Origin of the sequence: Actinomadura verrucosospora (assembly GCF_039540335.1) — a bacterium.
Classification (GTDB): Bacteria; Actinomycetota; Actinomycetes; order Streptosporangiales; family Streptosporangiaceae; genus Spirillospora; species Spirillospora verrucosospora.
Genome location: NZ_BAABEV010000009.1, coordinates 126,324 through 149,282, shown reverse-complemented (window position 1 = coordinate 149,282; position 22,959 = coordinate 126,324). Strand labels below are relative to the sequence as shown.

General features: G+C 73.9%; 20 protein-coding genes and 1 tRNA gene. 10 read left to right on the top strand and 11 right to left on the bottom strand.

Annotated elements, in window-relative coordinates:
• Positions 1 to 237 precede the first annotated feature (237 nt).
• On the top strand, positions 238 to 1,497 hold the full coding sequence (locus ABD944_RS13365) for an MFS transporter (RefSeq protein ID WP_345175847.1): 1,260 nt from the start codon (positions 238 to 240) through the stop codon (positions 1,495 to 1,497).
• Positions 1,498 to 1,565: 68 nt separating this feature from the next.
• On the opposite strand, the gene ABD944_RS13360 is transcribed toward ABD944_RS13365, so the two are convergent.
• Positions 1,566 to 1,642, bottom strand: a tRNA-Arg gene (locus tag ABD944_RS13360).
• Positions 1,643 to 1,747: 105 nt separating this feature from the next.
• Here ABD944_RS13360 and ABD944_RS13355 point away from each other — a divergent pair.
• The 5 genes from ABD944_RS13355 to ABD944_RS13335 are packed head-to-tail and all read left to right on the top strand — an operon-like array spanning position 1,748 to position 6,299.
• Positions 1,748 to 2,536, top strand: coding sequence for a phosphotransferase enzyme family protein (locus tag ABD944_RS13355; RefSeq protein ID WP_345175846.1), 789 nt, complete (start codon positions 1,748 to 1,750; stop codon positions 2,534 to 2,536).
• Positions 2,511 to 3,416 carry a cobalamin biosynthesis protein gene (locus ABD944_RS13350; RefSeq protein WP_345175844.1) on the top strand — a complete coding sequence of 302 codons (906 nt, stop codon included), beginning with the start codon at positions 2,511 to 2,513 and terminating at the stop codon, positions 3,414 to 3,416. The genes ABD944_RS13355 and ABD944_RS13350 overlap by 26 nt, the downstream gene beginning before the upstream one ends.
• Entirely contained in the window at positions 3,413 to 4,924 is a 1,512-nt protein-coding gene (locus ABD944_RS13345) for a cobyric acid synthase (protein WP_345175841.1), read from the top strand. Before ABD944_RS13350 ends, ABD944_RS13345 begins: the two co-directional genes overlap by 4 nt.
• Positions 4,925 to 4,975: 51 nt before the next feature.
• The gene (locus ABD944_RS13340; RefSeq protein ID WP_345175839.1) at positions 4,976 to 5,608 is read left to right on the top strand and encodes a DUF1444 domain-containing protein; all 633 of its coding nucleotides are present in this window, start codon (positions 4,976 to 4,978) and stop codon (positions 5,606 to 5,608) included.
• A gap of 52 nt (positions 5,609 to 5,660) precedes the next feature.
• Positions 5,661 to 6,299 carry a LysE family translocator gene (locus ABD944_RS13335; protein ID WP_345175837.1) on the top strand — a complete coding sequence of 213 codons (639 nt, stop codon included), beginning with the start codon at positions 5,661 to 5,663 and terminating at the stop codon, positions 6,297 to 6,299.
• 1 nt (position 6,300) lies between these two features.
• Here the strand turns inward: ABD944_RS13335 and ABD944_RS13330 are convergent, their stop codons facing one another.
• Together ABD944_RS13330 and ABD944_RS13325 are read right to left on the bottom strand one after the other, a co-directional pair.
• Positions 6,301 to 7,704: an amino acid permease gene (locus ABD944_RS13330; protein WP_345175835.1), complete on the bottom strand. Its 1,404-nt coding sequence runs from the start codon at positions 7,702 to 7,704 to the stop codon at positions 6,301 to 6,303.
• Between the two features lie 43 nt (positions 7,705 to 7,747).
• The gene (locus ABD944_RS13325; protein WP_345175832.1) at positions 7,748 to 9,436 is read right to left on the bottom strand and encodes a serine/threonine-protein kinase; all 1,689 of its coding nucleotides are present in this window, start codon (positions 9,434 to 9,436) and stop codon (positions 7,748 to 7,750) included.
• 112 nt (positions 9,437 to 9,548) lie between these two features.
• Between ABD944_RS13325 and ABD944_RS13320 the strand changes: the two genes are divergently transcribed.
• On the top strand, positions 9,549 to 10,514 hold the full coding sequence (locus ABD944_RS13320; RefSeq protein ID WP_345175831.1) for an alpha/beta hydrolase: 966 nt from the start codon (positions 9,549 to 9,551) through the stop codon (positions 10,512 to 10,514).
• On the opposite strand, the gene ABD944_RS13315 is transcribed toward ABD944_RS13320, so the two are convergent.
• The 4 genes from ABD944_RS13315 to ABD944_RS13300 form a co-directional block, all read right to left on the bottom strand.
• The gene (locus ABD944_RS13315) at positions 10,511 to 12,208 is read right to left on the bottom strand and encodes a serine/threonine-protein kinase (protein WP_345175830.1); all 1,698 of its coding nucleotides are present in this window, start codon (positions 12,206 to 12,208) and stop codon (positions 10,511 to 10,513) included. The two genes, ABD944_RS13320 and ABD944_RS13315, sit on opposite strands and share 4 nt — an antisense overlap.
• 85 nt (positions 12,209 to 12,293) lie before the next feature.
• Positions 12,294 to 13,607: a DUF4389 domain-containing protein gene (locus ABD944_RS13310; protein WP_345175828.1), complete on the bottom strand. Its 1,314-nt coding sequence runs from the start codon at positions 13,605 to 13,607 to the stop codon at positions 12,294 to 12,296.
• A 73-nt stretch (positions 13,608 to 13,680) separates the two neighbouring features.
• Positions 13,681 to 14,643, bottom strand: coding sequence for a quinone oxidoreductase family protein (locus ABD944_RS13305; RefSeq protein WP_345175825.1), 963 nt, complete (start codon positions 14,641 to 14,643; stop codon positions 13,681 to 13,683).
• An 82-nt stretch (positions 14,644 to 14,725) separates the two neighbouring features.
• On the bottom strand, positions 14,726 to 15,418 hold the full coding sequence (locus tag ABD944_RS13300) for a TetR family transcriptional regulator (protein ID WP_345175824.1): 693 nt from the start codon (positions 15,416 to 15,418) through the stop codon (positions 14,726 to 14,728).
• A 315-nt stretch (positions 15,419 to 15,733) separates the two neighbouring features.
• Between ABD944_RS13300 and ABD944_RS13295 the strand changes: the two genes are divergently transcribed.
• From ABD944_RS13295 to ABD944_RS13285, 3 genes are all read left to right on the top strand, one after another.
• Positions 15,734 to 16,006, top strand: a complete 273-nt coding sequence (locus tag ABD944_RS13295; protein WP_345175823.1) for a hypothetical protein — start codon at positions 15,734 to 15,736, stop codon at positions 16,004 to 16,006.
• 111 nt (positions 16,007 to 16,117) lie between these two features.
• Positions 16,118 to 16,393: a DUF6504 family protein gene (locus ABD944_RS13290; protein ID WP_345175822.1), complete on the top strand. Its 276-nt coding sequence runs from the start codon at positions 16,118 to 16,120 to the stop codon at positions 16,391 to 16,393.
• A 1-nt stretch (position 16,394) separates the two neighbouring features.
• Positions 16,395 to 19,757, top strand: a complete 3,363-nt coding sequence (locus tag ABD944_RS13285; RefSeq protein WP_345175820.1) for a DNA polymerase III subunit alpha — start codon at positions 16,395 to 16,397, stop codon at positions 19,755 to 19,757.
• A gap of 24 nt (positions 19,758 to 19,781) precedes the next feature.
• On the opposite strand, the gene ABD944_RS13280 is transcribed toward ABD944_RS13285, so the two are convergent.
• From ABD944_RS13280 to ABD944_RS13265, 4 genes are all read right to left on the bottom strand, one after another.
• The gene (locus ABD944_RS13280; RefSeq protein ID WP_345175819.1) at positions 19,782 to 20,456 is read right to left on the bottom strand and encodes a DUF4328 domain-containing protein; all 675 of its coding nucleotides are present in this window, start codon (positions 20,454 to 20,456) and stop codon (positions 19,782 to 19,784) included.
• Between the two features lie 96 nt (positions 20,457 to 20,552).
• Entirely contained in the window at positions 20,553 to 20,900 is a 348-nt protein-coding gene (locus tag ABD944_RS13275; RefSeq protein WP_345175818.1) for a hypothetical protein, read from the bottom strand.
• A 72-nt stretch (positions 20,901 to 20,972) separates the two neighbouring features.
• A complete protein-coding gene (locus ABD944_RS13270; RefSeq protein ID WP_345175817.1) occupies positions 20,973 to 21,620 on the bottom strand; it encodes a response regulator in 648 nt (215 codons plus the stop codon).
• A gap of 26 nt (positions 21,621 to 21,646) precedes the next feature.
• Positions 21,647 to 22,840 (bottom strand): sensor histidine kinase, encoded by a 1,194-nt coding sequence (locus tag ABD944_RS13265; RefSeq protein WP_345175815.1) that lies wholly within the window; start codon positions 22,838 to 22,840, stop codon positions 21,647 to 21,649.
• Positions 22,841 to 22,959 lie beyond the last annotated feature (119 nt).

Genomic DNA, 22,959 nt, shown 5'->3' with positions numbered 1-22,959 from the left:
ACGGCTACCGGCGAGCGGCCTCATGCCCCGTTCGCCGCATCCCGTAGGGGTGGCCGGGAGGACGACGGCGCTGTCGCTCAGGTGTCCGATTGATCGTCCGACACATGATCTTTACTGATCGTAAATGGGCGCGGCCGAATTGCCGAGCGCCGGATCCGGCCACCGCACGTCCATATCCCCGAACGCGCCGATATGGCATGGTCTTGTAGTTCTGCCTCGCCGCCGAGGAGGTCGCCCGTGAGGGTTCTGCTGACCAATCGTGGGTTCCGGCTCCTGATCATCGGTCAGACCTTGTCGACCCTGGGCGACCGGGCGCTCATCATTGCCTTCGGTATCTGGGTGAAGGAGCTGACCGGCAGCAATGCCGCGGCGGGCGGCGCGTTCTTCTTCGTCGCCCTGCCGTTCCTGTTCGCCCCGTTCGCCGGGGTGCTCATCGACAGGTTCCCGCGGCGCCAGATCTTCATCGTGACCAACCTGGTGATGGCGGGCGTCATGCTGCTCAGCCTGCTGGTGCGCGGCGAGGGCCAGGTCTGGATGCTGTACGCGATCATCCTCTGCTACGGCATCGCCGGCGTGGTCATCACCGCCACCCAGGCCGCCCTCGTCACGGCGATCGTGGACGAGGACGCACTCCCCGACGCCAACGGCCTCCTGCAGACCTCCGCCGACGGCGTGAAGCTGCTGGCCCCCCTCTTCGGCGCGGCGTTGTTCACGGTGGCGGGCGGCCACGTAGTGGCTCTACTGGACGCGGCCACGTTCCTGGCGGCCGCGGTATGCGTGTGGCTCATCCGGGCGCCCGGCGACCAGCGTCACGTCACCGGCGCACTGGAACTGCGCGAAGAGGTGCTCTCGGGCCTGCGCCACATCTACCGGTCCACGCCTCTGCGCACGCTGGTGGGCGCACTGGGCCTGGCCATGCTGGTGACGGGCTTCTCCCAGACTCTCATCTTCTCCATCGTCGACGACGGGCTTCACCGCGCTCCCGCGTTCGTCGGCGTGCTGAGCAGTGTGCAGGGCGCGGGCGCGGTCTGCGCCGGCCTGGCGGCGGGCGCCGCCATCCGCCGCGTCGGCGACCTGCGCACGGTGATGCTGGGCATCGCCCTGGTGACCATCGCGTCCTTGGTCTACCTGGCGCCCGCCATCCCCCCGGTGGCGGTGGGCGCGTTCCTCTTCGGCTTCGGCATGTGCTGGACGACCGTCGGCCTGGTCATGGCGGTGCAGCGGCGAACGCCCGACGCCCTGCGCGGCCGGGCGCTGACCGCGGCGATGGGCGTCATCAGCACCCCGCAGACCGTCTCCATCGCCCTCGGCGCAGCACTGTCGCTCGTCGTCGACTACCGGGTCCTGCTGGTCCTGATGGCCGCGGTCACCGCCGTGTGCGCCGCCTGGCTGATACGCGTCCCAGCCGACCCCAAGCCGCAGCCCCCTCCCCACGAAGACCCCGACCCGGCACCCCCGCAACCCGACCCTTCGGTTCCCTCGCCGGGCACGAAGTAGCGCGGCACCGCGGTCATCTGCCCTATCGCCCGCGTCGCCCGGAGATGGCGTTCGCGCGGGTGAGGGTGTGGCGCGCCCGGCAGGATTCGAACCCGCGACCGTCGGATTAGAAGTCCGATGCTCTGTCCAGCTGAGCTACGGGCGCTCGGCGCCCGGCGGGACGCCGGGACACAGTGTAAGGGTGCACGTCGTCCGGCTCCACATCTATAACGGCCTTACCGCTGGGGCGGGGGTCCTATCTTGGGGTGCTGTGGCGGTGAACATTGAGGTGCCGCTCTCCGGTGGGGCCGTGTCGGAGGGTGTGGTGCGGGTCGGGGAGACGGTGCGGCGGCCGCTGAGGGCGCACAGTCCGGCGGTCCACGGGCTGCTGCGGCACCTGGAGGACGTGGGGTTCGAGGCGCCGCGGGTGCTGGGGGTCGATGAGCTGGGGCGGGAGGTGCTCAGCTGGGTGCCCGGGGAGGTGCCGCAGCGGCCGTTGGCGGCGTCCGTCGTCTCGGAGGACGTGCTGCGGGACGTGGGGCGGCTGCTGAGGCGGTACCACGACGCGGTCGCCTCGTACGAGGCGCCGGCGGGGGCGCCGTGGGACGCGGAGACGTCCAACGTGGACGGGGAGCCCGAGGTCATCGGGCACTGCGATGTGACGCCGGAGAACGTGGTCTTCCGGGGCGGGCGGCCGGTCGCTCTGATCGACTTCGATCTGGCGCGGCCCACCACGCGGGTGTTCGACGTGGTCACGGCGTTGCGGCACTGGGGGCCGATCGAGGATCCGGCCGATCGGGACGCCGTGCTCTACGGGGTGGACGTGGGGCGCAGGCTGCGGATCTTCTGCGATGCCTACGGGTTGGACCGGGAGCGGCGGCGGGAGGTGCTGCCGGCGGCGCGGGTGCGGTTCGAGCGGTCCTATCGGGCGATGCGGGGGAGGGCGGAACGCGGTGGGGGATGGGCGCGGATCTGGCAGGGAGGCGCCGGGCCCCGGATACGGCGGGCGCAGGACTGGCTGGAGCGGCACTGGGATGAGCTCGATGCGCGTCTCTGGTGAGGGGCTGGTTCTCGGGGTCGCGCTGGACGCTCTCTTCGGGGACCCGAAGCGGTGGCATCCCGTGGCAGGTTTCGGTCGGGTGGCGTCCGGGGTCGAGCGCTGGGTCTATGGGGACTCGCGCTGGCGGGGTGCGGTCTATGTCGGGGCCCTGGTGGGGGGCGCCGGGGTCGTGGGGGTTGCGCTTGAGCGGGCGAGCCGGCGGCCCGTAGTGCACTGTCTTGTTACCGCCGGGGTCACCTGGGCCGTGCTCGGCGGGACGTCGCTGGGGCGTGAAGGGCTCTACATGGCGCGGGTGCTGGAGCGGGGCGACGTGGAGGCGGCCAGGGAGCGGCTTTCCCATCTGTGCGCCCGGGATCCGCGGGGGTTGGATGCTCGCGATCTGAGCCGTGCGGTGGTGGAGTCGGTGGCCGAGAACACGTCGGACGCGTCCATCGCGCCTCTGGTGTGGGGAGCGGTGGCGGGCATCCCGGGGCTGCTCATGTACCGGGCCGTGAACACGCTCGACGCCATGGTCGGGTATCGGAGTCCGAAGTACGAGCGGTTCGGGTGGGCGGCGGCGCGGTTGGACGATGTAGCGAACTGGGTTCCGGCGAGGATCACCGGGGGACTGGTCGCCCTGTGCTCGGGGCGGGAGGCCTGGCGGGTTCTGCGCCGGGACGGGGCGAAGCATCCGAGTCCCAACGCGGGACGGTGCGAGGCCGCTTTCGCCGGGGCGCTCGGGGTGAGGCTGGGCGGCGCCAACGCCTATGGCGGACGGGTCGAGCGGCGGCCCGAGATGGGGGACGGGCGGGCGCCCGAGGTCAGGGACATCCGGAGGGCCGTCCGGCTTTCGGCGGCGGTGACGTTCGCGGCGGCGGCCGTGGTCTGGAGTGTGCGGTGAGCGGGCTTCTGGTGGCGGGGACCACCTCGGACGCGGGGAAGAGCGTCGTCACCGCGGGGCTGTGCCGGTGGCTGGCGCGGCAGGGGGTGAAGGTCGCGCCGTTCAAGGCCCAGAACATGTCGCTGAACTCGATGGTGACGAGCGACGGGGCGGAGATCGGGCGGGCGCAGTACATGCAGGCGCAGGCCGCGGGGGTGGAGCCCGCGGCGCTGATGAATCCGGTGCTGCTCAAGCCGGGAAGCGACCGCAGAAGCCAGGTCGTGGTGCTGGGGAAGCCCGTGGCGGAGGTCGACGCGCTTCAGTACGGGGCGCACAAGGAGCGGCTCAAGGGCGTCGTGCTGGAGTGCCTTGAGGAGTTGCGGGCCAGGTACGACGTGGTGGTGTGCGAGGGGGCCGGGAGTCCCGCCGAGATCAATCTGCGGGGCGGCGACATCGTCAACATGGGGCTGGCCCGGGCCGCGAACCTGCCGGTGGTGGTGGTCGGCGACATCGACCGGGGCGGTGTCTTCGCGTCGCTCTACGGCACGGTCGCCTTGCTGGAGCCCGCCGACCAGGCGCTGATCTCCGGATTCGTCATCAACAAGTTCCGGGGGGCGCGGGAGCTTCTCGCGCCGGGGCTGGAGCAGCTCGCGATGCTCACCGGGCGCCCGACGCTGGGGGTGCTGCCCTGGAAACTCGGCCTGTATCTCGATTCTGAAGACACCCTGGCCTTGGACGCGCCGAGGCCCGACGCGAAAGGGCCTTACGGGAAGGAGACGCTGCGCATCGCCGTCGTCCGGTTCCCGCGCATCTCCAACTTCACGGACATGGACGCCCTGGCCTGCGAGCCCGGCGTCGTCGTCCGGTACGCGGCGAGTGCCGGCGACCTGGCCGAGGCCGACCTGGTGGTGCTTCCGGGGACCCGGGCCACGGTCGCCGATCTGGCGTGGCTCCGCGACCGGGGAATGGCCGACGAGATCCGCAGGAGGGCCGAGGAGGGGCGGCCGGTCCTCGGGATCTGCGGTGGCTACCAGATGCTGGCCGAAGAGATCGTCGACGGTGTCGAGTCAAAGGAGGGGAGAGCGCGAGGGCTCGGTCTCCTTCCTGCGAAGGTCGAGTTCAAGAAGGAGAAGACCCTCGGGCGGCCCACCGGAAGCGCCTACGGGGAGACCGTGAACGCCTACGAGATCCATCACGGCATCGTGAGCGCGGAGGGGGAGCCGTTCCTCGACGGGTGCCGGAAAGGCGCCGTGTGGGGGACGACCTGGCATGGCGCGATGGAGAACGACGGCTTCCGCAGGGCGTTCCTCGCGGACGTCGCCCGGACGGCGGAGAGGCGGTTCGTCCCGGCCCCGGACGTGTCCTTCGGGGCGCTGAGGGAGGCGACCCTGGACGCGCTCGGCGACCTCGTCGAGGAGCACATGGACACCGGGGCCCTGTGGCGGATCATCGAGGGCGGCGCGCCGGGGGGCCTGCCCGTCGTCCCGCCCGGCGGAGCCCCGGCGCCGCCCTCGGCGGGGGTAGGGTGATCCACTCGTGAACACAGGCGCACGCAGGCAGAGCACCAGGAGGAGCACCCCGTGACCGACCCGCGGTCCAAGCTGATCGTCCCGCTGATGAAGGCGCGGGTGCCGGCCGAGGTCCAGCTGGAGTTCCCGCTCCCGGCGGACGAGGAGCCGATCCGCGACCCGTTCGCCGCCGACCTGTACGTCACCTACGCGCTGGAGATCGCCGACGAGGGGGCCCCGTCCGGCCGCCGCTACGAGCACGTGGCGCGCCGGCACTGCGCCGACCTCGGGGTGGCGCAGGGCGAGCTGCGCCGCCACGCGGTGATCAACCTGCGCGACCTGCGTCCCGAGCTGAGCCTCAGCTGGTATCCCGACGCGCGCGCCGTGACGGTGTCGCTGGGCGCGTCCCCGCGGGGCGGGGGCCTGGAGTCGGGCCTGCTCTTGGACGAGGGGTTCCTGGAGAAGCTGGCGCAGGACGTGGAGGGCGACCTCGTCGTCGCGGCGCCCGCGCGGGACGTGTTCGTCGCGTCCGGCACCGGGCACCCGGACGGCATCGACAAGCTCCGCTGGGCGGTCTCGCAGGTGTGGGCCGAGGACCGTGGCGACGACGGCGACGACCCGGTGTGGGACGTGCCCGCGGGGAGCCTCCTCACGCACAACCTCCTGGTCCGCCGCGGCGCCGCCTGGGAAGTCCTCACCGGCTGACCCCCGGGAAAACGGGTGGGCCGCCATGCCCGGAATGCGTACTCTCCGGGGCATGGTGTCGACTCATCAGCTTCTGGCGTTCTCCGCGATGGCACTGGCGATCATCCTGATCCCGGGGCCGTCCGTCCTGTTCGTCGTCGGCCGCGCGCTGGCGCACGGCCGGCGCACCGCGCTCGCGGGCGTGGTCGGCGGGGTGCTCGCCGCCCTGGTGCTGACCGCGGCGGTCGCGGTGGGGATCGGATCGGTCGTGGAGCGTTCCGTCGTCGTGTTCACCGCCCTGAAGATCGTGGGCGCGGTCTACATCGTCTACCTCGGGGTGCAGGCCATCCGGCACCGGCGCTCGCTCCAGGAGGCGATCGCCGGGAGCGAGGCGGAGCGCGGCGGGGGCCGGGCGCTGCTGCAGGGCTTCTTCGTCGGCATCACCAACCCGAAGACGACCGTGTTCTTCGCGGCCGTCCTGCCGCAGTTCGTGGTGCGCGAGAACGGCCACGTCGAGCTCCAGATGATGCTGTTCGGCGCGATCTTCGCGGTGATCGCGCTGTGCTGCGACAGCGTGTGGGGGATCGCGGCGGGGACGGCCCGCGACTGGTTCGCCCGCTCGCCGCGCCGCCTCGCGGCGATCGGCGGCACCGGCGGCCTGATGATGATCGGTCTCGGCGTCACGGTCGCGGCGACGGGCCGCAAGGACTGAGCTAGCCCCCGGGTCCGCGCGCCGCGGCGACGGGAGCGGCGACCGGCGGCCGCCTGCCGAAGCGGCGCCGCAGCGGGTAGGCGAGCGCGACGGCGGCGAGGCTGACCAGGGAGGCGGCCAGCTGGGAGCGCTGCCCGGCCATGAACGCCATCGAGACCAGCACGGCGAGCAGGGCGGCGATGACCAGCCAGGTCAGGTACGGGAACAGCCACATCCGGTAGGTGAGGCTCGCCGGGTCCTCGCGCCGCAGCCGGGACCGCAGCCGCAGCTGCGAGAACAGGATCGCCAGGTAGACGAAGGCCAGCACGACCCCGATCGAGTTCATCAGGAATTTGAAGACCTGGTCGGGGGAGACGTAGGACGCGACGACCGCCGCCCACGCCGCGACCGTCCCGAGCAGGATCGCCCGGACGGGGACGCCGCGCCGGTTCAGCCGCACCAGCCCGGCGGGGGCGTCGCCGTCGCGGGTCAGCACGTACAGCATCCGGGACGAGACGTAGATCGCCGAGTTCAGCACCGACAGGACGGCGGTGAGGATGACCGCCTGCATGAGGGTGCCGGCGGCGGGCACGTCCAGCCGGTCCAGGGCGCTGACGAACGGGCTGGTGAGGATCTTCGCGTCGTTCCACGGCAGGATCGACACGACGAGCAGGATCGACAGCACGTAGAACAGCGCGACGCGCCACAGCACGTTGCTCGTGGCCCGGGCGACCGCCCGGCCCGGCTCCTCGCTCTCCGCGGCGGCGATGGTGACGATCTCCGTCCCGCCGAACGCGAACATCACCGCGACGATGGCGGTGAAGACCGACCCGGCGCCGTTCGGGACGAACCCGCCGTGCCCGGTGAGCACGGCGAGGCCGCCGGGCGAGTCCGGCCAGAGGCCGGTGACGTACAGGACGCCGAGGACGACGAACACCAGGATCGCCGCGACCTTGATCGAGGCGAACCAGAACTCGAACTCGCCGAAGGACCGGACGGAGACGAGGTTCACCGCCGTCATCGCGACCAGCAGCCCGGCGGCCAGCGCCCACTGCGGCAGGCCGGTCCAGCCGGCGAGGATGCCGGCGCCCGCGGTCGCCTCGGCGCCGACGAGGATCACGTAGAGGTACCAGTACAGCCAGCCGATGGTGAAACCCGCGAAGGGGCCGAGCGCCATCCGCGCGTACTCGGCGAGGGACCCGGCGACCGGGCGCGCGACGACCATCTCGCCGAGCGCCCGCAGCACGCACAGCACCAGCAGGCCGGCCGCCGCGTACGACAGGACGGCGGCGGGCCCGGCGGTGCTGATCACGGCGCCGCTGCCGACGAACAGCCCGGCGCCGATCGCGCCGCCGATCGCCAGCATCGTCATGTGGCGGCGGCGCAGCCCGGCGCGCAGTCCGGCGCCGCCACTGCTCTCAGACATCACGACAACAGTAGGTGACCTGCGCGGATGTGTCTGACGAGGGTCAGACCTCGCAGAGCGCGAAGTCGTCGAAGACCGCCTGGGGCCATCCGGTCGCACCCTCGTCGCGGACCACGAGCAGGCCGCTGTTGCCGGGGACGCTGCTCGGCGGCGTGGCGGCGGACGAGGCGACCGGCTTGCCGTTGACCCACATCGCCAGGTCGACGTTGCCGTCCTCGCGCTTGACGCAGGCGGCCTGGAGGCGGTTCCTCTCCCGCAGCCTGGGTGCGATGCCGGTCGTCACGGTCTGCGCCTGCCGGGTGGCCAGCCTGGCGATGCGCGCGCGCCCGTCCGAGCCGAGGAGGAACGCGTAGCCCGAGCTTCCCAGGCAGTACACCCCCGCCTCGCCGTAGGCGTCCTTCGGCGTGACCTCGACCTCGACGAGCTGGGAGTCGGGGATCCTGCTCACCGGTGCGTCGACGGTCGTGCGCCCGGCCTTCGGCAGGACGTGGATCTCGTACTTCCGGTCGCGGTAGGACGCGTCGAAGACCGGGGTGGCGGCCGTCTTCCAGCCGGAGCCGGCGTCGTTGAAGCCGTCGTCGAAGATCTTCTCCTTGACGTCCGGCGGTTCGTCGCCGAGGACGGCGGCCCCGGTGGGCCCCGAGGCGTCCGGGGAGTCGTCGCCGCCCGGGATGTTGAGGGCCCCGATCACGGCGGAGACGGCGAGGACCGCGCCGGTCGCGGCGATGAGCAGGCCCCGGTCGCGGTGCCGGGACCGCTTCCTCGCCGGGGCGGCGGGCGCCCGCATGCCGACCGGGCGCGTCGGCGGCACGGAGTCGACGCTCGTCAGAGGCGCAGGCGTCGGCTCCGGCTCCGGCTCCGGCTCCGGCTCCGGCGCCGGTTCCGGTTCGGGCGGCGCGGCGGCGGGCGGAGCCGCGGGCGGCGCGTCCTCGCCGGTCAGCGCCTGGATCAGCTGCTTCACCGTCGGGCGGTCGGCGGGCTCCTTGGCCAGCGCCCGGGCCACCAGATCGCGGACGGCCGGGTCGAGGCCCTCCAGGTCGGGGTCGGCGGACGTCACCCGGCTGATGACCTCCGGGAGCGTCCCGCCGCCGAACGGGGCGCGGCCGGTGCCCGCGTAGGCGACGACGCAGCCCCAGGAGAACACGTCGGCGGCGGGCGTGACCTCCCGCCCGTGCATCAGCTCGGGCGCGATGTAGGCGGGCGTGCCGACGAACTGACCGGTCCGGGTCGGGCCCTCGGTGGCGTCCAGCGCGCGGGCGATGCCGAAGTCGATCACGCGCGGCCCGGTCGGGGACAGCAGCACGTTGGACGGCTTGAGGTCGCGGTGCACGATCCCGGCGCCGTGGATGGCGCCGAGCGCCGTCGCGACGTTGACCGCGAGGGCCTCCAGGTCGCCGCCGCGCAGGGGGCCGTCCGCCTTGACGGCCTCCTCGACGGACGGCCCGTTGACGTACTCGGTCACCACGTACAGCGGGTCGCCGTCGAGCCGGGCGTCCAGGACGGCGGCCGTGCAGAACCGGCTGACCTGCCGCGCGGCCGTCACCTCGCTGCGGAACCGCTCGTGGAACGCCTCGTCGTCGGCCAGTTCCGTGTTGATGACCTTGACCGCGACCCGCCGTCCCGACGCGTCCTCGCCGAGGTAGACGGTGCCCATGCCGCCCCGGCCGAGGCGGGCGGTGAGCACGTACGGGCCGAGCAGCCGCGGGTCTCGGTCACGGAGGGGCGCCTGCATGACTCGACTCCCGGGGTGGAGAGGGGCTGTGATTCAGTCTGTCGTACGGTCGGTCTCTTTGACGCCCGATCATGGGGCATCAGTTCACCGGACAGCGGGAGGAAATGTGGACGTGACGGCGGACGTGCTCGGCCCCGGGTACGAGGCGATCGAGCTGCCGATGGGCCGCGACGCCGAGGGCGAGGTCGTGGCGACGCTCGTGCGGCGCCGGGGCGGCGGCGACCCGTCCCGGCGGGCGGTGCTCTACCTGCACGGGTTCGTCGACTACTTCTTCCAGCGGCACCTCGCCGACTTCTACGTCGAGCTCGGCTTCGACTTCTACGCGCTCGACCTGCGCAAGTACGGGCGCTCGCTGCGGCCGCACCAGACCCCGAACTACGTCGAGAGCCTGTCGGACTACTTCCCGGAGATCGACGAGGCGGTGCGGATCATCCGGGACGTGGACGGGCACGACACGCTCCTGCTGAACGGCCACTCGACCGGCGGCCTGGTCGCGGCCCTGTGGGCCGACAGGGCCAGGGGCAAGGGCCTGATCGACGGCGTGTTCCTCAACAGCCCGTTCCTGGACCTCGCCGAGCCGCTGGTGATGCGCAAGGCCGGCGCGGGCCTGGCGCGTGCGCTGCGTCCCCGGTTCCCGAAGGCGAAGCTGCCCGCGGGGGTGTCCGACCGGTACCCGCGCAGCATCCACCGCGACCACGAGGGCGAGTGGGAGTTCGACCTGGCCTGGAAGCCGCTCGCCGGGTTCCCGGTGCGGGCGGCGTGGCTGGCGGCCGTGCGGCGGGGGCAGCTGCGCCTGCACCGCGGCCTGGACGTCGACGTCCCGGTCCTGGTGATGGCGTCGACGCGCAGCGTCCGCCCGACCCGCGGGGTGCTGGACGTGACGGGCGCCGACGCCGTCCTGGACGTCGAGCACATGGCGAAGTGGGCGCCGCGGATCGGGCGGCACGTCACGCTCGTGCGGATCGAGGGCGGCCTGCACGACCTGGTGCTGTCCGCCGAACCGGCCCGCACGCAGGTCTTCGCGGAGCTGACCCGGTGGACGAACGGCTACCTGCCGGGCCGGCCGGCCCCGGCCTAGCCGAGGATCTCCGACAGGTCGAAGTCGTCGAAGTCGACGATGATCTGCTGCGCGGCGTTGCCGCCCCGCTCGACCTGCAGGCCGGCCTTGCCGTTGCCGAGCGGCTGGTCGGTGTCGGTCGCGTCGATGACCCGGTGGCCGTTCACCCAGAGCCGCAGCCGCACCTGCTTGCCGTCGTCGCCGCTCTCGCAGGCGATCTGGAGCTTGTTCGACTCGCCCTCGGAGAGGCCGGCGACCGAGTCGGGGCTGTCGAGCTCCTTGGTGCCGCGGTCCTTGGTGAGCTTGCGGAGCACCGCGCCCTTGCCGTCGTTGCGGACGAGGAACATGTACTCGCTCGCACCGTCCTCGGTCATGCGGCAGGTGAGGCCGTACATGCCGTCGGGGGAACCCTGGGCGACCCTGGTGGTGACGGTGGCCAGCATCGGGTCGGGGGCGAAGTCGTCCTTGGGCACGTCCCGCCTCACCCCGCCGGTCGAGCCCTGGGACTCCAGCCGGTAGCCGCCGTTCACGTAGCCGTACTGGCCGCTGAAGGTGCCCCAGCCGGAGCCGTCGTCGGAGAAGTCGTCGCTGAACGTCGTGGCGACGTTGCCGGGCGGGCCGTCCGGGCGCAGCACGAGGAACCCGACGACGGCGAGCAGGACGAGGGCGGCAGCGACGGCGCCGCCGATGACCAGCGGACGCCGGGACGCGCCGCCCGACCGGGGGACGGCGGGCCGCGCGTCCTGGCGGGTGGCGCCGGGGGCCGCGGGCGGCGGGGTCGGCTGCTGGAAGGCGGCCGGCGCCGTGCGGGCCTGGGCGGTCGGGTCGCTCGCCGGTCCGTGCCAGCTCGCCTGGACGGTCTCGGCGAGCCTCGCCGGGTCGGCCTGGCCGTTGCCGACGAGCCGTCCGAGCAGGTCCTGGACGGTCGGCCGCCGGCGCGGGTCCTTGTCGAGCGCGGCGGCGACGACGTCGCGCAGGCCGGGGTCGAGCCCGTCGAGCCTCGGCTCCTCGTGGACGACGCGGTAGAAGATCTCCGGAACGGTGGTGCCCGCGAACGGGGGGCGCCCCGTCCCGGCGTAGGCGACGACGCAGCCCCACGAGAACACGTCGGAGGCGGGCGAGACCTGCTCGCCGCGCAGCAGCTCGGGCGGCAGGTAGTTCGGGGTCCCGACGAACTGGCCGGTGCGGGTGGGGCCGTCGGGGGCGTCGAGGGCGCGGGCGATGCCGAAGTCGATGACGCGGGGGCCGGTGGAGGACAGCAGGACGTTGGCGGGCTTGAGGTCGCGGTGCACGATCCCGGCGCCGTGGATGGCGGCGAGCGCGGTGGCGACGCCGACCGCGAGGCCCTCCAGGTCGGAGCCGGGCAGTGGCCCGCGCTCGGCGACGGCGCTCTCCAGGCTCGGGCCCTCGATGTACTCGGTGACGACGTACAGGGGGTCGGTGTCGAGCTCGGCGTCCATCACGGGCGCGGTGCAGAACCGGCGGACCTGCCGCGCCGCGGTCACCTCGCGGCGGAACCGCTCCCGGAACGTGCCCTCACCGGCGAGCTCCCGGTTGATCATTTTTACGGCGACGCGGCGGCCGGCGCGGTCCTCGCCGAGGTAGACCGTCCCCATGCCGCCCCGGCCGAGCCGCCCCACCAGCGTGTAGGGGCCGAGCTCGGCGGGGTCGCCGGGGCGCAGGGTCTCCCCGTTCTCTCCTGCGTGCGTGGTCATCGTGATCCTGAGGGGGATTCGGGAGTCTTTGTCGTAGAACCCTAGCGGTCCACGGTTATTCGGACGCGCGGAGTCGTCGGCACGTTCAGTTCGTGCGGCGGGCGCGGGGAAGCGTGCGGAACGGCGGGAGCTTCTCGCCGGTGAGCCCGAGCGCGTACGCCACGACCCGGCTGGACCAGCGCTGGCAGCCGACGGCCAGCGCGTACAGGGCGCGGGGGTACCGGCCGGTGAACGGGATGACCAGCCAGCTGAGCGGCATGACGACCACGAGGGCCGCGTACATGATCAGCATCACGACCAGGTGCGGGACCACCAGCAGGCCCCTGAGCAGGGTGAGCCAGCGCCGCGGGCCGCGCCAGGCGGCCGGGAACGGCAGGTCGACGAGGACCGTCTCCGCGTCCGGGCCGGGCTCGCGCGCCGCCGCGACCGCGGGGGCGGCGGCCTCCGGCGCGGGCCTCGGAGCCGGGACCTCGACGGCCGCGGGGCGCGCGCCGTCCGGCTCGGAGGCGGGCTCCGCGGCCGGATCCGGCCCCCGCCACGACGCCGAGATCGTCTCCACGGCCTGGGTGAGGTCGGCCTTCTCCTGCCCGACGAGCAGGGTCAGCAGCCGCCGCGCCGTCGGGCGGTCGCGCGGGTCCTTGCCGAGCGCGGCGGCGACGACCTCGCGCAGCCGCGGGTCGAGGCCGGCGAGGTCGGGCTCCTCGTGCTCGATGCGGCGGAACGTCTCGGCGACGGTCCCGCTCTGGAACGGGGGGCGCCCGGTCCCGGCGTAGGCGACGACGCAGCCCCACGCGAACACGTCCGACGCCTGCTCGACCGGTTCTCCCCGCAGCACCTCGGGCGCGATGTAGGACGGCGTCCCGACGAACTGGCCGGTGCGGGTGGGGCCGTCGGGGGCGTCGAGGGCGCGGGCGATGCCGAAGTCGATGACGCGGGGGCCGGTGGAGGACAGCAGGACGTTGGCGGGTTTGAGGTCGCGGTGCACGATCCCGGCGCCGTGGATGGCGGCGAGCGCGGTGGCGACGCCGACCGCGAGTCCCTCCAGGTCGGAGCCGGGCAGGGGGCCCCTGTCCCCGACGGCCTTCTCCAGGCTCGGCCCGTCGATGTACTCGGTGACGATGTACGGCGGGTCCTGGTCGAGCTCGGCGTCGATCACGGGCGCGGTGCAGAACCGGTGGACGCGCCGCGCCGCGGTCACCTCGCGGCGGAACCGGGCGAGGAACGCCGGCTCCCCGGCCAGCTCCCGGTTGACGACCTTCACCGCGACCCGCCGGCCGTCGGGCTCGGCGGCCAGGTAGACCGTCCCCATGCCGCCGCGGCCGAGCCGCCCGAGCAGGCGGTACGGGCCGAGGACGCGGGGTTCGTCGTGCTCCAGCGGTCCGGCGGCGTACGTCGTCATGGGGGGCGGCGCTCCTTGAGAGATCGTTCGTCCGGGGGCCAGCCTAGGGGAGGCCGCGGCGCCGGGCGGGACCTCAGGGGATCAGCAGGAGCTTGCCGGTGCTGCGCCTCGCCTCGAGGTCGGCGTGCGCCGCGGCGGCCTCGGCGAGGTCGTAGCGGCGGCCGACGTGGACCTTCACGGCACCGGACTCCACCCACGCGTAGACGTCGGCGGCACGCTCCAGCAGCTCCGCGCGCTCCTCGACGTAGTGGGCGAGGGACGGCCGGGTCAGGAACACCGATCCGGCCCGGTTGAGGCGCTGGGGGTCGAACGGCGGGACCGGGCCGCCCGCCGCGCCGTACAGGGCCAGGGTGCCGCGCCGCCGGAGGCTCTCCAGGCTCCCGTCGAACGTGGGCGCCCCGACGCCGTCGTACACGACGGCGACGCCCTCGCCTCCGGTGAGCTCCCGCACCCGCTCGGGGAACCCGTCGTAGCCCATCGTGGCGTCCGCGCCCGCGTCCTTCGCCAGGCTCTCCTTCTCCGGGGTGGACGCCGTCGCGATCACCCGGGCGCCGAGGGAGACGGCCGCCTGCGTGAGCAGCAGCCCCATCCCGCCCGCCCCCGCGTGCACGAGGACGGTGTCGCCCTCCCGGACCGGATACGTCGACCTCGTCAGGTAGTGCGCGGTCATGCCCTGCAGCAGCGACGCCGCCGCGTCCTCCAGGCCCACCCCGCCGGGGACGGGGACGACCTTGTCCGCGGGGACCACGGCCTTCTCCGCGTAGCCGCCCTGCACGTTCGCCCACGCGACGCGGTCGCCCGCCGAGAACTCACGGACGCCCTCGCCGACCGCCGCGACCGTCCCGGCCGCCTCGACGCCGGGCGTGTAGGGGGTCTCCTGCGGGTAGGCGCCCGTCCGGTAGTACACGTCGATGAAGTTGACCCCGGCCGCCGCGACGTCGATCAGCACCTCGCCCGGCCCGGGCACCGGGTCGGGGCGCTCGGACGCCTCCAGGACCTCGGGGCCGCCGGTGCGGGTGATGACGATCGCGCGCATGTCGTTCTCCTGACGGGTCGGTTCGCGTGGACGCTCCCGGAGAACCCCGGCGCCCCCGCGGGCTATTCCGCCGGCGGGACGGTCACACCCAGTCGCGCATGGTCCGGCTGACGAGCGTCACGGCCTCCTCCACGCGCGCCGCGACCGTCCCGGCGTCCCAGATGTCCTGGCGGGCGCAGTCCTCGAAGGCGACCTTGGTCGCGGCCAGGTAGAACGACACGACGATCCGCGGCCGCAGGTCCCGCTCCATGTCGACGCCCTCGCGGCGCGCGATCTCGGTGGCGAGCGCCTCCGCCGACGCGGAGTAGCGCGCCATCTGCGCCGCCATCAGCGACGGCGTCGCCTCGATCACCTGCCGGACGCGGCGGAACCGGGCGCCGTCGGCCGGGTCGCTCTCGGCGATCGTCCGCAGGACGACGCGCAGCGACTCGAACAGCGCGGTGAACGGCCGCTCCTCGGGCGGGCGGGCCGCGAGGGCCTCCTCCAGCACCTGGTCGTGCTCGGTGAGGAAGCTCGTGACCACGTCCTCCTTGGTGCCGAAGTAGCGGAAGAAGGTGCGCTGCGACACCTCCACCGCCGCCACGATCTCGTCGATGGTGGTCGCCTCGTAGCCCTGGGCGAGGAACAGGTCCAGGGCCGCGTCGATGAGCGCGAGGCGGGTCCGCTGCTTCTTGCGCTCGCGCAGCCCGGCCAGAGCGCGGCCCTGCTCCGGACCGTGCCCCTGGGCGCGGGGGTGTGTGTGGCCTGACGGGTCGCCGGCGGGGACGGCGCTCATCGGCTCGCTCCTTCTTCTTTGGCTGACGCGGGCGGCGCCCGCCTCACAGAGGCTTCTATCACGGACGGAGCCTCCGTATGCGGGCCAGGTTCCGGGGACCGGAAACCACCTGCGCGGTGATTGGCCCGTATCCGGACGGCGCGTTACACCGCTTCTGCGGACCATCCCCTAGCGGCCGGGGTACACCCGTCCCCACTCTTGGGATTCTCCCCGCACGGCGGCCGGATCGGAGTCATGCTGAGGAGCGGTCACCAACCGTCGCCGGATGGTAGCTCAAGGTCATGCCGGCGGCTCGGACCAGCTGAGGCGGCTGATGTGTCTGTAGTCGGTGGGCGGGAGATCGCCGAGATGCGCCGGCGTCACCTCGCGGCGCTCGCGCGCGAGGTCGAGGCCCGGGGCCTGTCCTGGCGGTTCGCCGGGCCCGGGGAGTCCCTGCTGGCCGTCTACGCGCCGGGCACGGGGCGCCACGTGATCGTCCTCGCCACGCCGTGCGGCGACGGCTGGTACTACCTGTGGCCCTCCGGCGGCATGGCCGAAGCGGCCCGGCCCGGCGAGGTCGCCGACCATGTCCGCGCCCTTCTCGGCTGACCCCGCCTTGCTCCCCGGGCCCGGGGTTCCCTAGACTCCATACCGAACGTCTGTTCGAGAACGAGGTCCGCATGCCCCTTCCCCCGTGCGGCGAGCGCGAGGGGGAGGCAGATGACGCGCGTGTTCGGCGATCCGGTGGACGTCTGGGTGAGCGACGGCCGTCCGGTCCGGTTCGTCTGGCGTGGCCGGCTCTACACCGTCAGGCGGGTGCTGGAGCACTGGGTCACGACCCGCGACTGGTGGCGGGAGCGGCATCCGGACGGCGAGGCCGCCGGCGAGCGGGAGTTCTGGCGGATCGAGGCGACCCCGGACCGGGAGATCGGCGTCTACGAGCTGCGTTATGACGTCGCCGCCGACAGTTGGCTGCTATCCCGGGTATGGGACTGACGTGCATATTCATGTCGCTTCGTCCTATTCGCTCCGGTTCGGCGTCGCGCCGCCCGCGGCGCTGGCGGAGCGCGCGGCGGTCCTCGGCATGGAGACGCTGGCGCTGACCGACCGCGACGGCCTGTACGGCGCCGTCCGGCACGTCCGGGCGTGCGCCGACGCGGGGATCGGCGCCGTCGTCGGCGCCGACCTCAGGGTCGCCTCCACCGGGGAGGAGCGCGTGGTCGTCCTCGCCGAGGGCCGCGCCGGGTGGCGGTCGCTGTGCCGGCTGGTGACGGCGGCGCACGCGGCGGGCGACCGCGGCCGCCCGCTGGTGACCAGGGAGATGGTCGCCGCGCACGCCGAGGGCCTCATCGTCCTGCTCGGCCCGGCCTCGGACGTCGGCCGGGCCCTCACCGGGCGCCGCCCGGACGTGGCGGCGGCCCGGCTCGCGGCGTGGCGCGCCGCGGCCGAGACCATGATCGAGATCGTCGACCACCGCGACAGGGGCGACGGGCCCCGGGCGGCGCGGATGCTCGCGCTCGCCCGCGAGGCCGGGGCGCCCGCCGTCCTGGGCAACGCCGTCCGCTACCTGGACCCGTCCGACCACCCGGTCGCGCAGGTCCTGGACGTGACGCGCCGCCTGGTCCCGCTCGACCGGCGGCACCTGGACGACCGCACCGGCCAGGCGTACCTGAAGTCGATCCCCGAGATGCGCCGGGTCGCGGAGCGGAGCTGTGGCCCGGACGAGGCCGACGCGCTGCTCGCGGCCACCCGGCGGCTGTCGGAGCGCTGCGTCCTCGATCCCGGCCGCGACCTCGGCACGGACGAGGTCCACCTGCCGGCCGTCGAGGGCGACCCGCACGCCCGGCTCGCCGCCCGGTGCGCGGAGGGGATGGCGCGGCGCGGGCTCGCCGGGTCGCGCGAGGCGGCGGCCCGGCTCGACCAGGAACTCGGCGTGATCGGGCGCAAGGGCCTGGCGCCGTACTTCCTCACCGTCGCCGACGCCGCCGCGCTGATCAGGGCGCGCGGCATCCGCTGCGCGATCCGCGGCTCGGGCGCGGGCAGCCTGGTCAACTACCTGGTCGGCATCGGCGACCTGGACCCGCTGCGGCACGACCTGGTGATGGAGCGGTTCCTCGCCGACAGCCGCGAGGGCCTGCCCGACATCGACCTGGACGTGGAGTCGGCCCGCCGGCTGGAGGCCTACCAGGCGCTGTTCGACCGGTTCGGCGCCGACGCCACGGCGTGCGTGTCGATGATGGAGACCTACCGTGCGCGCAGCGCGCTGCGCGACGTCGGCAACGCCGTCGGGCTCCCGCCGCACGAGATCGACGCGATCGCCAAGGCGTTCCCGCGGATCCGGGCGAACCAGATCCGCGCGGCCCTGGACGACCTGCCCGAGCTCCGGCAGAGCAACCTGGCGGCGGGCCGCCTGGAGGTGCTGTTCCGGATCGCCGAGCGCCTGGACGGGCTGCCCCGCCACATCGCCATGCACCCGTGCGGCGTCCTGCTGTCGAACCCTGGCCTGCGGGACCGGGTTCCGGTCGAGCGCGCCGCCGTGGGGTTCCCGATGAGCCAGTTCGACAAGGACGACGTCGAGGCGATGGGGCTGCTCAAGCTCGACGTGATCGGCGTCCGGATGCAGTCGGCGATGGCGCACGCGGTGGCGGAGGTCGCCCGGGTGACGGGGGAGGAGATCGCGCTGGAGGACGTCCCGCGCGACGACCCCGAGACGTACGCGCTGGTGCGCACGTCCCGGACGCTCGGCTGCTTCCAGATCGAGTCGCCCGGCCAGCGGGAGCTGATCGGACGGCTCCAGCCCCGCGACCTGGACGACCTGGTCATCGACATCTCGCTGTTCCGCCCCGGCCCGGTCAACTCCGACATGGTGACGCCGTTCCTGGAGGCCCGCGCCGGGAAGCGGGAGCCCGGCTACCCGCATCCCGACCTCGAACCCGCGCTGCGGGAGAGCCTCGGCGTGGTCGTCTTCCACGAGCAGGTGCTGCGCGTCATCGACGTGATGACCGGCTGCGGCCTGTCCAGGGCGGAGGCGGCGCGGCGGAGCCTGAACCACGAGCGGGGCCAGGCCGTGGTCGGCGCCTGGTTCCGCGAGCGGGCGCTGGCGCGCGGGTACGACGGGGCGACGGTCGAGCGCGTGTGGCGGATGCTGACCGCGTTCGGCGCGTTCGGCTTCTGCAAGGCCCACGCCGCGTCGTTCGCGCTGCCCACCTACCAGTCGGCCTGGCTGAAGCGGCACCACACGGCCGCCTTCTACGCCGGCGTCCTCACCCACGACCCCGGCATGTACCCCAAGCGGGTCATCCTCGACGACGCCCGGCACTTCGGCGTCCCGATCCTTCCGCTGGACGTCAACCGCTCGGAGGCCGACTGGCGCGCCGAACCCGTCCCGGCGGGCGGCCGGGCCGGGATCCGGGTGGCGCTGAGCGAGGTCAGGGGCATCTCCGACGCCGAGATCGGCAGGATCGCCGAGGCCCGGCCGTACCGGTCGCTGACCGACTTCTGGCGCCGCGCCCGGGTGTCGCGCCCGATCGCCGAGCGGCTGGTCCTGGCGGGCGCGTTCGACGCCCTCCACGAGGGCGTCCCGCGCCGCGACCTGCTGTGCCGCGTCGGCGCCCTCGACCGGGTCACCGCCCGTCCCGCGCACGTCCCGGAGGGCCAGCTCCCCCTCGGCCGCGAGGACGGCGACGAGATTCCGGCGGGTGCGGAGACGGGGCCGGAGGAGGAGATCCCGGCGGGCGGGCTGCCGCCGATGACGCCCGCCGAGGTGGTCGAGGCGGAGCTCGACATCCTCGGCATGGACGTGAGCCGGCACGTCATGACCTTCTACGCCGGGCTGCTCGCCGGGCTCGGCGTCGTCAGCGCCGCCGACCTGCCGGGGCGTCCGGACAAGAGCGAGGTCCTGGTCGCCGGGGTCAAGGTGGCGACGCAGACCCCGGCGGTCAGGTCGGGGCAGCGCGTCATCTTCGCCACGCTGGACGACGCGACCGGCCCGGTCGACCTCACGTTCTTCGAGTCGGTGCAGGACAGGTGCGCCGCCACCGTGTTCGGCTCCTGGCTGCTCGTCGCCCGGGGGCGGCTCCGCCGCGCCGGGGAGCGCGCCGTCTCGATCACCGCGAACGCCTGCTGGGACCTGAACGCCCTGCACGAGGAGTGGCGCCGCGGCGGCCCCGACGCCGTCCGCGCGGCCATGGCGGGCCGGTCCGGCCGGAGCCGCCCGGTGGGCCGCCGCGTCGTCCAGCCCACGGGGTTCGCGATGTCGCCCTACTCCGACATCGGGCACGCGGGGCCGGCCATCAAGCGCCCGCCGAGAACACCCCTCTGGCACACCAGCCAGGGAAGCTCCGGCCCCCCGCCCGCCTGACCCGCGCGGCCCGGTCCGGGCGGGTCACCGGGTGATCTGGATCCGGGTGATCTGGAAGACGGTCGCCATGCACAGGGCGGCGGCGAGGGCCTGGAAGGCGGCCGCCGCGACGCCGACGTGCACGTCGAGGCGGGCGTCGGCGAGCGTCTCGACGCTGCCGTGCGTGAACACGCGCCCGAGGACCAGGCCGAGCAGGGCGCAGCCCCACCAGCCCCCGACGACGAGCCCGGCGGCCTGGCGCTCGGCCGTCCGGTACCGGCCGCTGTTCACCCACACCTCGTAGACCATCCGGGGCGGCAGCCACAGGTTGACGACCGGGAGGAACCAGCCGAGCAGCACCCAGGCGCGGTGGTGGCGGTGCGGCCCGGGGGACTGGTGGAACGCCCGCCACAGCCAGGTCAGGTACAGCAGGCCGGTGACCCCGGCCATGATCGCGCCGATCGTGAACACGTCCCCGTAGGGGGCGAGGGCCTTGCCGGTGGCGGCGGCGTCATAGCTGTCGTGGGTCGCGCCGTGCAGCGGCTGCGCCAGCCTGAGCAGGCTGATCCCCGAGCCGAGGGCCACGAACGCGTTGAAGCCGAGCAGCATGAACACCGCCACGCCGACGGCCCGGAAGTCGCGGCGCCGCGCCCACGCGCCGCAGGCCGGGCACCGGTCGACCTCGGTCGGGATGATGTCGCCGCACAGCGCACACGGCATGATCCACCTCCCCAGGGCCTTTGCTGTTGGCTGTTTTGGATACTACGTACGTTTGACCGGCGCGGCCCAACGGGAGTTCGGGCCCTTACAAGATCGTCACATGGGGAGCACGAGCTGGGTGACCGCGCACGTCGCGGCCGCGGTGACGGCCGCCCAGGCGGCGAGGCGCCCGAGGCCACCTGTGGACAGCAGCCGCTCGGGACGGAACCGGGTCACCGCCAGCAGCGCCCACCACTCGGCGGCCAGCGCGATGCTCGCGTACAGCGACCCGAGACCGATCAGCGAGAAGAGCAGGACGGTCCCCGCCGGGGTCACGGTGTGCGCGAACAGGGCGGGCCCCCTCGACGGTCCGCGCATGCCGCGCCGCAGGGCCAGCAGGACGGCGCCCCAGCCCGCGGCGCACAGCACCCACACGACCAGGACCGTCACGGGCAGTCCGTTCATCGACTCCGGTGCCAGTGCCGAGCCTCCCCCGTCTTCCGCGCTTCCCCCGTCTGCGTTCCCCTGCCGGGCCCGTCAGGTCATCAGGCCCGACTCCCAGGCCCACGCCGCCGTCGCGACCCGGTTCCGCGTCTCCAGCTTGCGGTTGACGCTGCCGAGGTGCGTCTTGACCGTGGAGAGCGACACGTACAGCTCCGCGGCGATCTCCTCGTTCGTCCGGCCGCGCGCCACGAGCCGGACCACGTCCAGCTCCCGCTCGGTGAGCGGCTCGCGCGGCTGGACAGGGCGCGCGGGCCGCCTGGCCAGGTGCTCCAGCAGCCGGACGGTGACGGACGGCGACACCAGCGACCCGCCGTTCGCCGCCGCGCGGACGGCCTCCACCAGCAGCGCGGGCCCGCTGTCCTTCAGCAGGAACCCGACCGCGCCGCCGCGCAGCGCCCCGTAGACGTACTCGTCCATGTCGAACGTCGTGACGATCACGATGCGGGGCGGGTCGGGGACGCCCGGGCCGGCGAGGGCGCGGGTCGCCTCCAGCCCGTCCATCCGCGGCATCCGGATGTCGAACAGGCACACCTGCGGGCGCAGGCGGCGGGCCAGCGCGACGGCCTCGGCGCCGTCGGCGGCCTCCCCGACGACCTGCATGTCGGGCTGCGAGTCGACGATCATCCGGAACCCGGTCCGGACCATCTCCTGGTCGTCGGCGATCAGTACGCGGATGGTCACCTTGCCGATTGTGTCAGCATCCCCGGTTATCCGTCCGATACGGGGAGGCGTGCGACGACCTCCCACCCGCCCTCGGGGCGCGGGCCCGCGTGCAGCCGCCCGCCGAGCGCGCCGACCCGCTCGCCCAGCCCGGTGAGCCCGAACCCGCCGGACGGCAGCCGCCGGCCGCCGCGCCCCCGCCCGTCGTCCCGCACGGCGATCTCGACGTCGGCTCCGACCCGCGCCAGCGTGACCCGCACGGACGCGGCGTCGGCGGCGTGCTTGCGGACGTTGGTCAGCGCCTCCTGGACGACGCGGTGCGCCGACGCCGCGACCTCCGGCGGCAGCGTGCCGAGGCCGGGCTCCAGCGTGAGCGCGGCGGGCGGGTGGGCGAACCCCTCGACGAGATCCCTGAGCCGTTCGAGGTCGCCGACGGGACGGGTGCTGGAGCCGCCGTCCGGGAGGGCGTCCCCGTCCGGGGCGTTGACGTTCTGGGCGTCGCGCAGCAGCCCGACCATGCGCCGCATCGACGTGAGCGCCTCGGTGCCGGCCTTCTCGATCTCGCCGAGCATCCGGTCGAGCTGCTCCTGCGTCTGCGCGGCGCCGGACCGGGCCGTGAACCGCGCCGCCTGCGCCTGGACGACGATGCCGGTCACGTGGTGGGCGACGAAGTCGTGCAGGTCGCGGGCCAGCTCCAGCCGCTCGTCCCGGCGTGCCGAGGCCAGCGACCTGGCCCGCCGCGCGTCCAGCGCCCGCAGGTAGAGGCCGACGCCGAGCGCGACCGCCACGGTGATGCCGAGCGGCGCGGTGAACAGGGCCGCCGCGATCAGCGACCAGCGCAGCGGGGTCGCCAGGACCGCCGCGGCGAGCAGCACCGCGACCGGGACGAGCCGGTCGCGGCGGGCCTTCCACACCACCCGCGCGAGGATGATCAGCAGGCCGCCGATCTCCGCGAACAGGCTCGGGGCGCCGGCCGCGGGCCGCACCACCGCGCCGAGGCAGAGGGTGCTGAGCACCGACAGCGCCCCCGCCCCGGCCGCCCACACCAGGAGGCCGCGACCGGAGACCGCCGCGACGTTGGCCACCAGCGCGACGAACACCATCCACAGGGCGGAGGGGTCCCGGAACGCGGCGGCCGTGCACCCCAGCAGGTACAGGGACGCGAACCCGGCGTACGCCGCGCGCACCAGGCAGCCGCCCACCGAATGGATGCGGTCCAGACGTGCCCCAACGTCGCTCACGTTCAAGCAGCGTACGACCCGATGCGGATCCCCGGATCGGCCATTCGGCCGATCCGGCGCCCCCGGTACCGGCTTCGCGTCCGATGCGGCGGGGCGGCGGCGCGGCGCAGGCTGGGGGC

Coding starts and splice junctions, on each gene's coding strand:
- ABD944_RS13300 (WP_345175824.1), bottom strand. CDS start 15,418: ATGAGCGCCGTCCCCGCCGGCGACCCGTCAGGCCACACACACCCCCGC.
- ABD944_RS13275 (WP_345175818.1), bottom strand. CDS start 20,900: ATGAACGGACTGCCCGTGACGGTCCTGGTCGTGTGGGTGCTGTGCGCC.
- ABD944_RS13330 (WP_345175835.1), bottom strand. CDS start 7,704: ATGTCTGAGAGCAGTGGCGGCGCCGGACTGCGCGCCGGGCTGCGCCGC.
- ABD944_RS13305 (WP_345175825.1), bottom strand. CDS start 14,643: ATGCGCGCGATCGTCATCACCCGCACCGGCGGCCCCGAGGTCCTGGAG.
- ABD944_RS13335 (WP_345175837.1), top strand. CDS start 5,661: ATGGTGTCGACTCATCAGCTTCTGGCGTTCTCCGCGATGGCACTGGCG.
- ABD944_RS13325 (WP_345175832.1), bottom strand. CDS start 9,436: ATGCAGGCGCCCCTCCGTGACCGAGACCCGCGGCTGCTCGGCCCGTAC.
- ABD944_RS13280 (WP_345175819.1), bottom strand. CDS start 20,456: ATGCCGTGTGCGCTGTGCGGCGACATCATCCCGACCGAGGTCGACCGG.
- ABD944_RS13290 (WP_345175822.1), top strand. CDS start 16,118: ATGACGCGCGTGTTCGGCGATCCGGTGGACGTCTGGGTGAGCGACGGC.
- ABD944_RS13350 (WP_345175844.1), top strand. CDS start 2,511: ATGAGCTCGATGCGCGTCTCTGGTGAGGGGCTGGTTCTCGGGGTCGCG.
- ABD944_RS13315 (WP_345175830.1), bottom strand. CDS start 12,208: ATGACCACGCACGCAGGAGAGAACGGGGAGACCCTGCGCCCCGGCGAC.
- ABD944_RS13310 (WP_345175828.1), bottom strand. CDS start 13,607: ATGACGACGTACGCCGCCGGACCGCTGGAGCACGACGAACCCCGCGTC.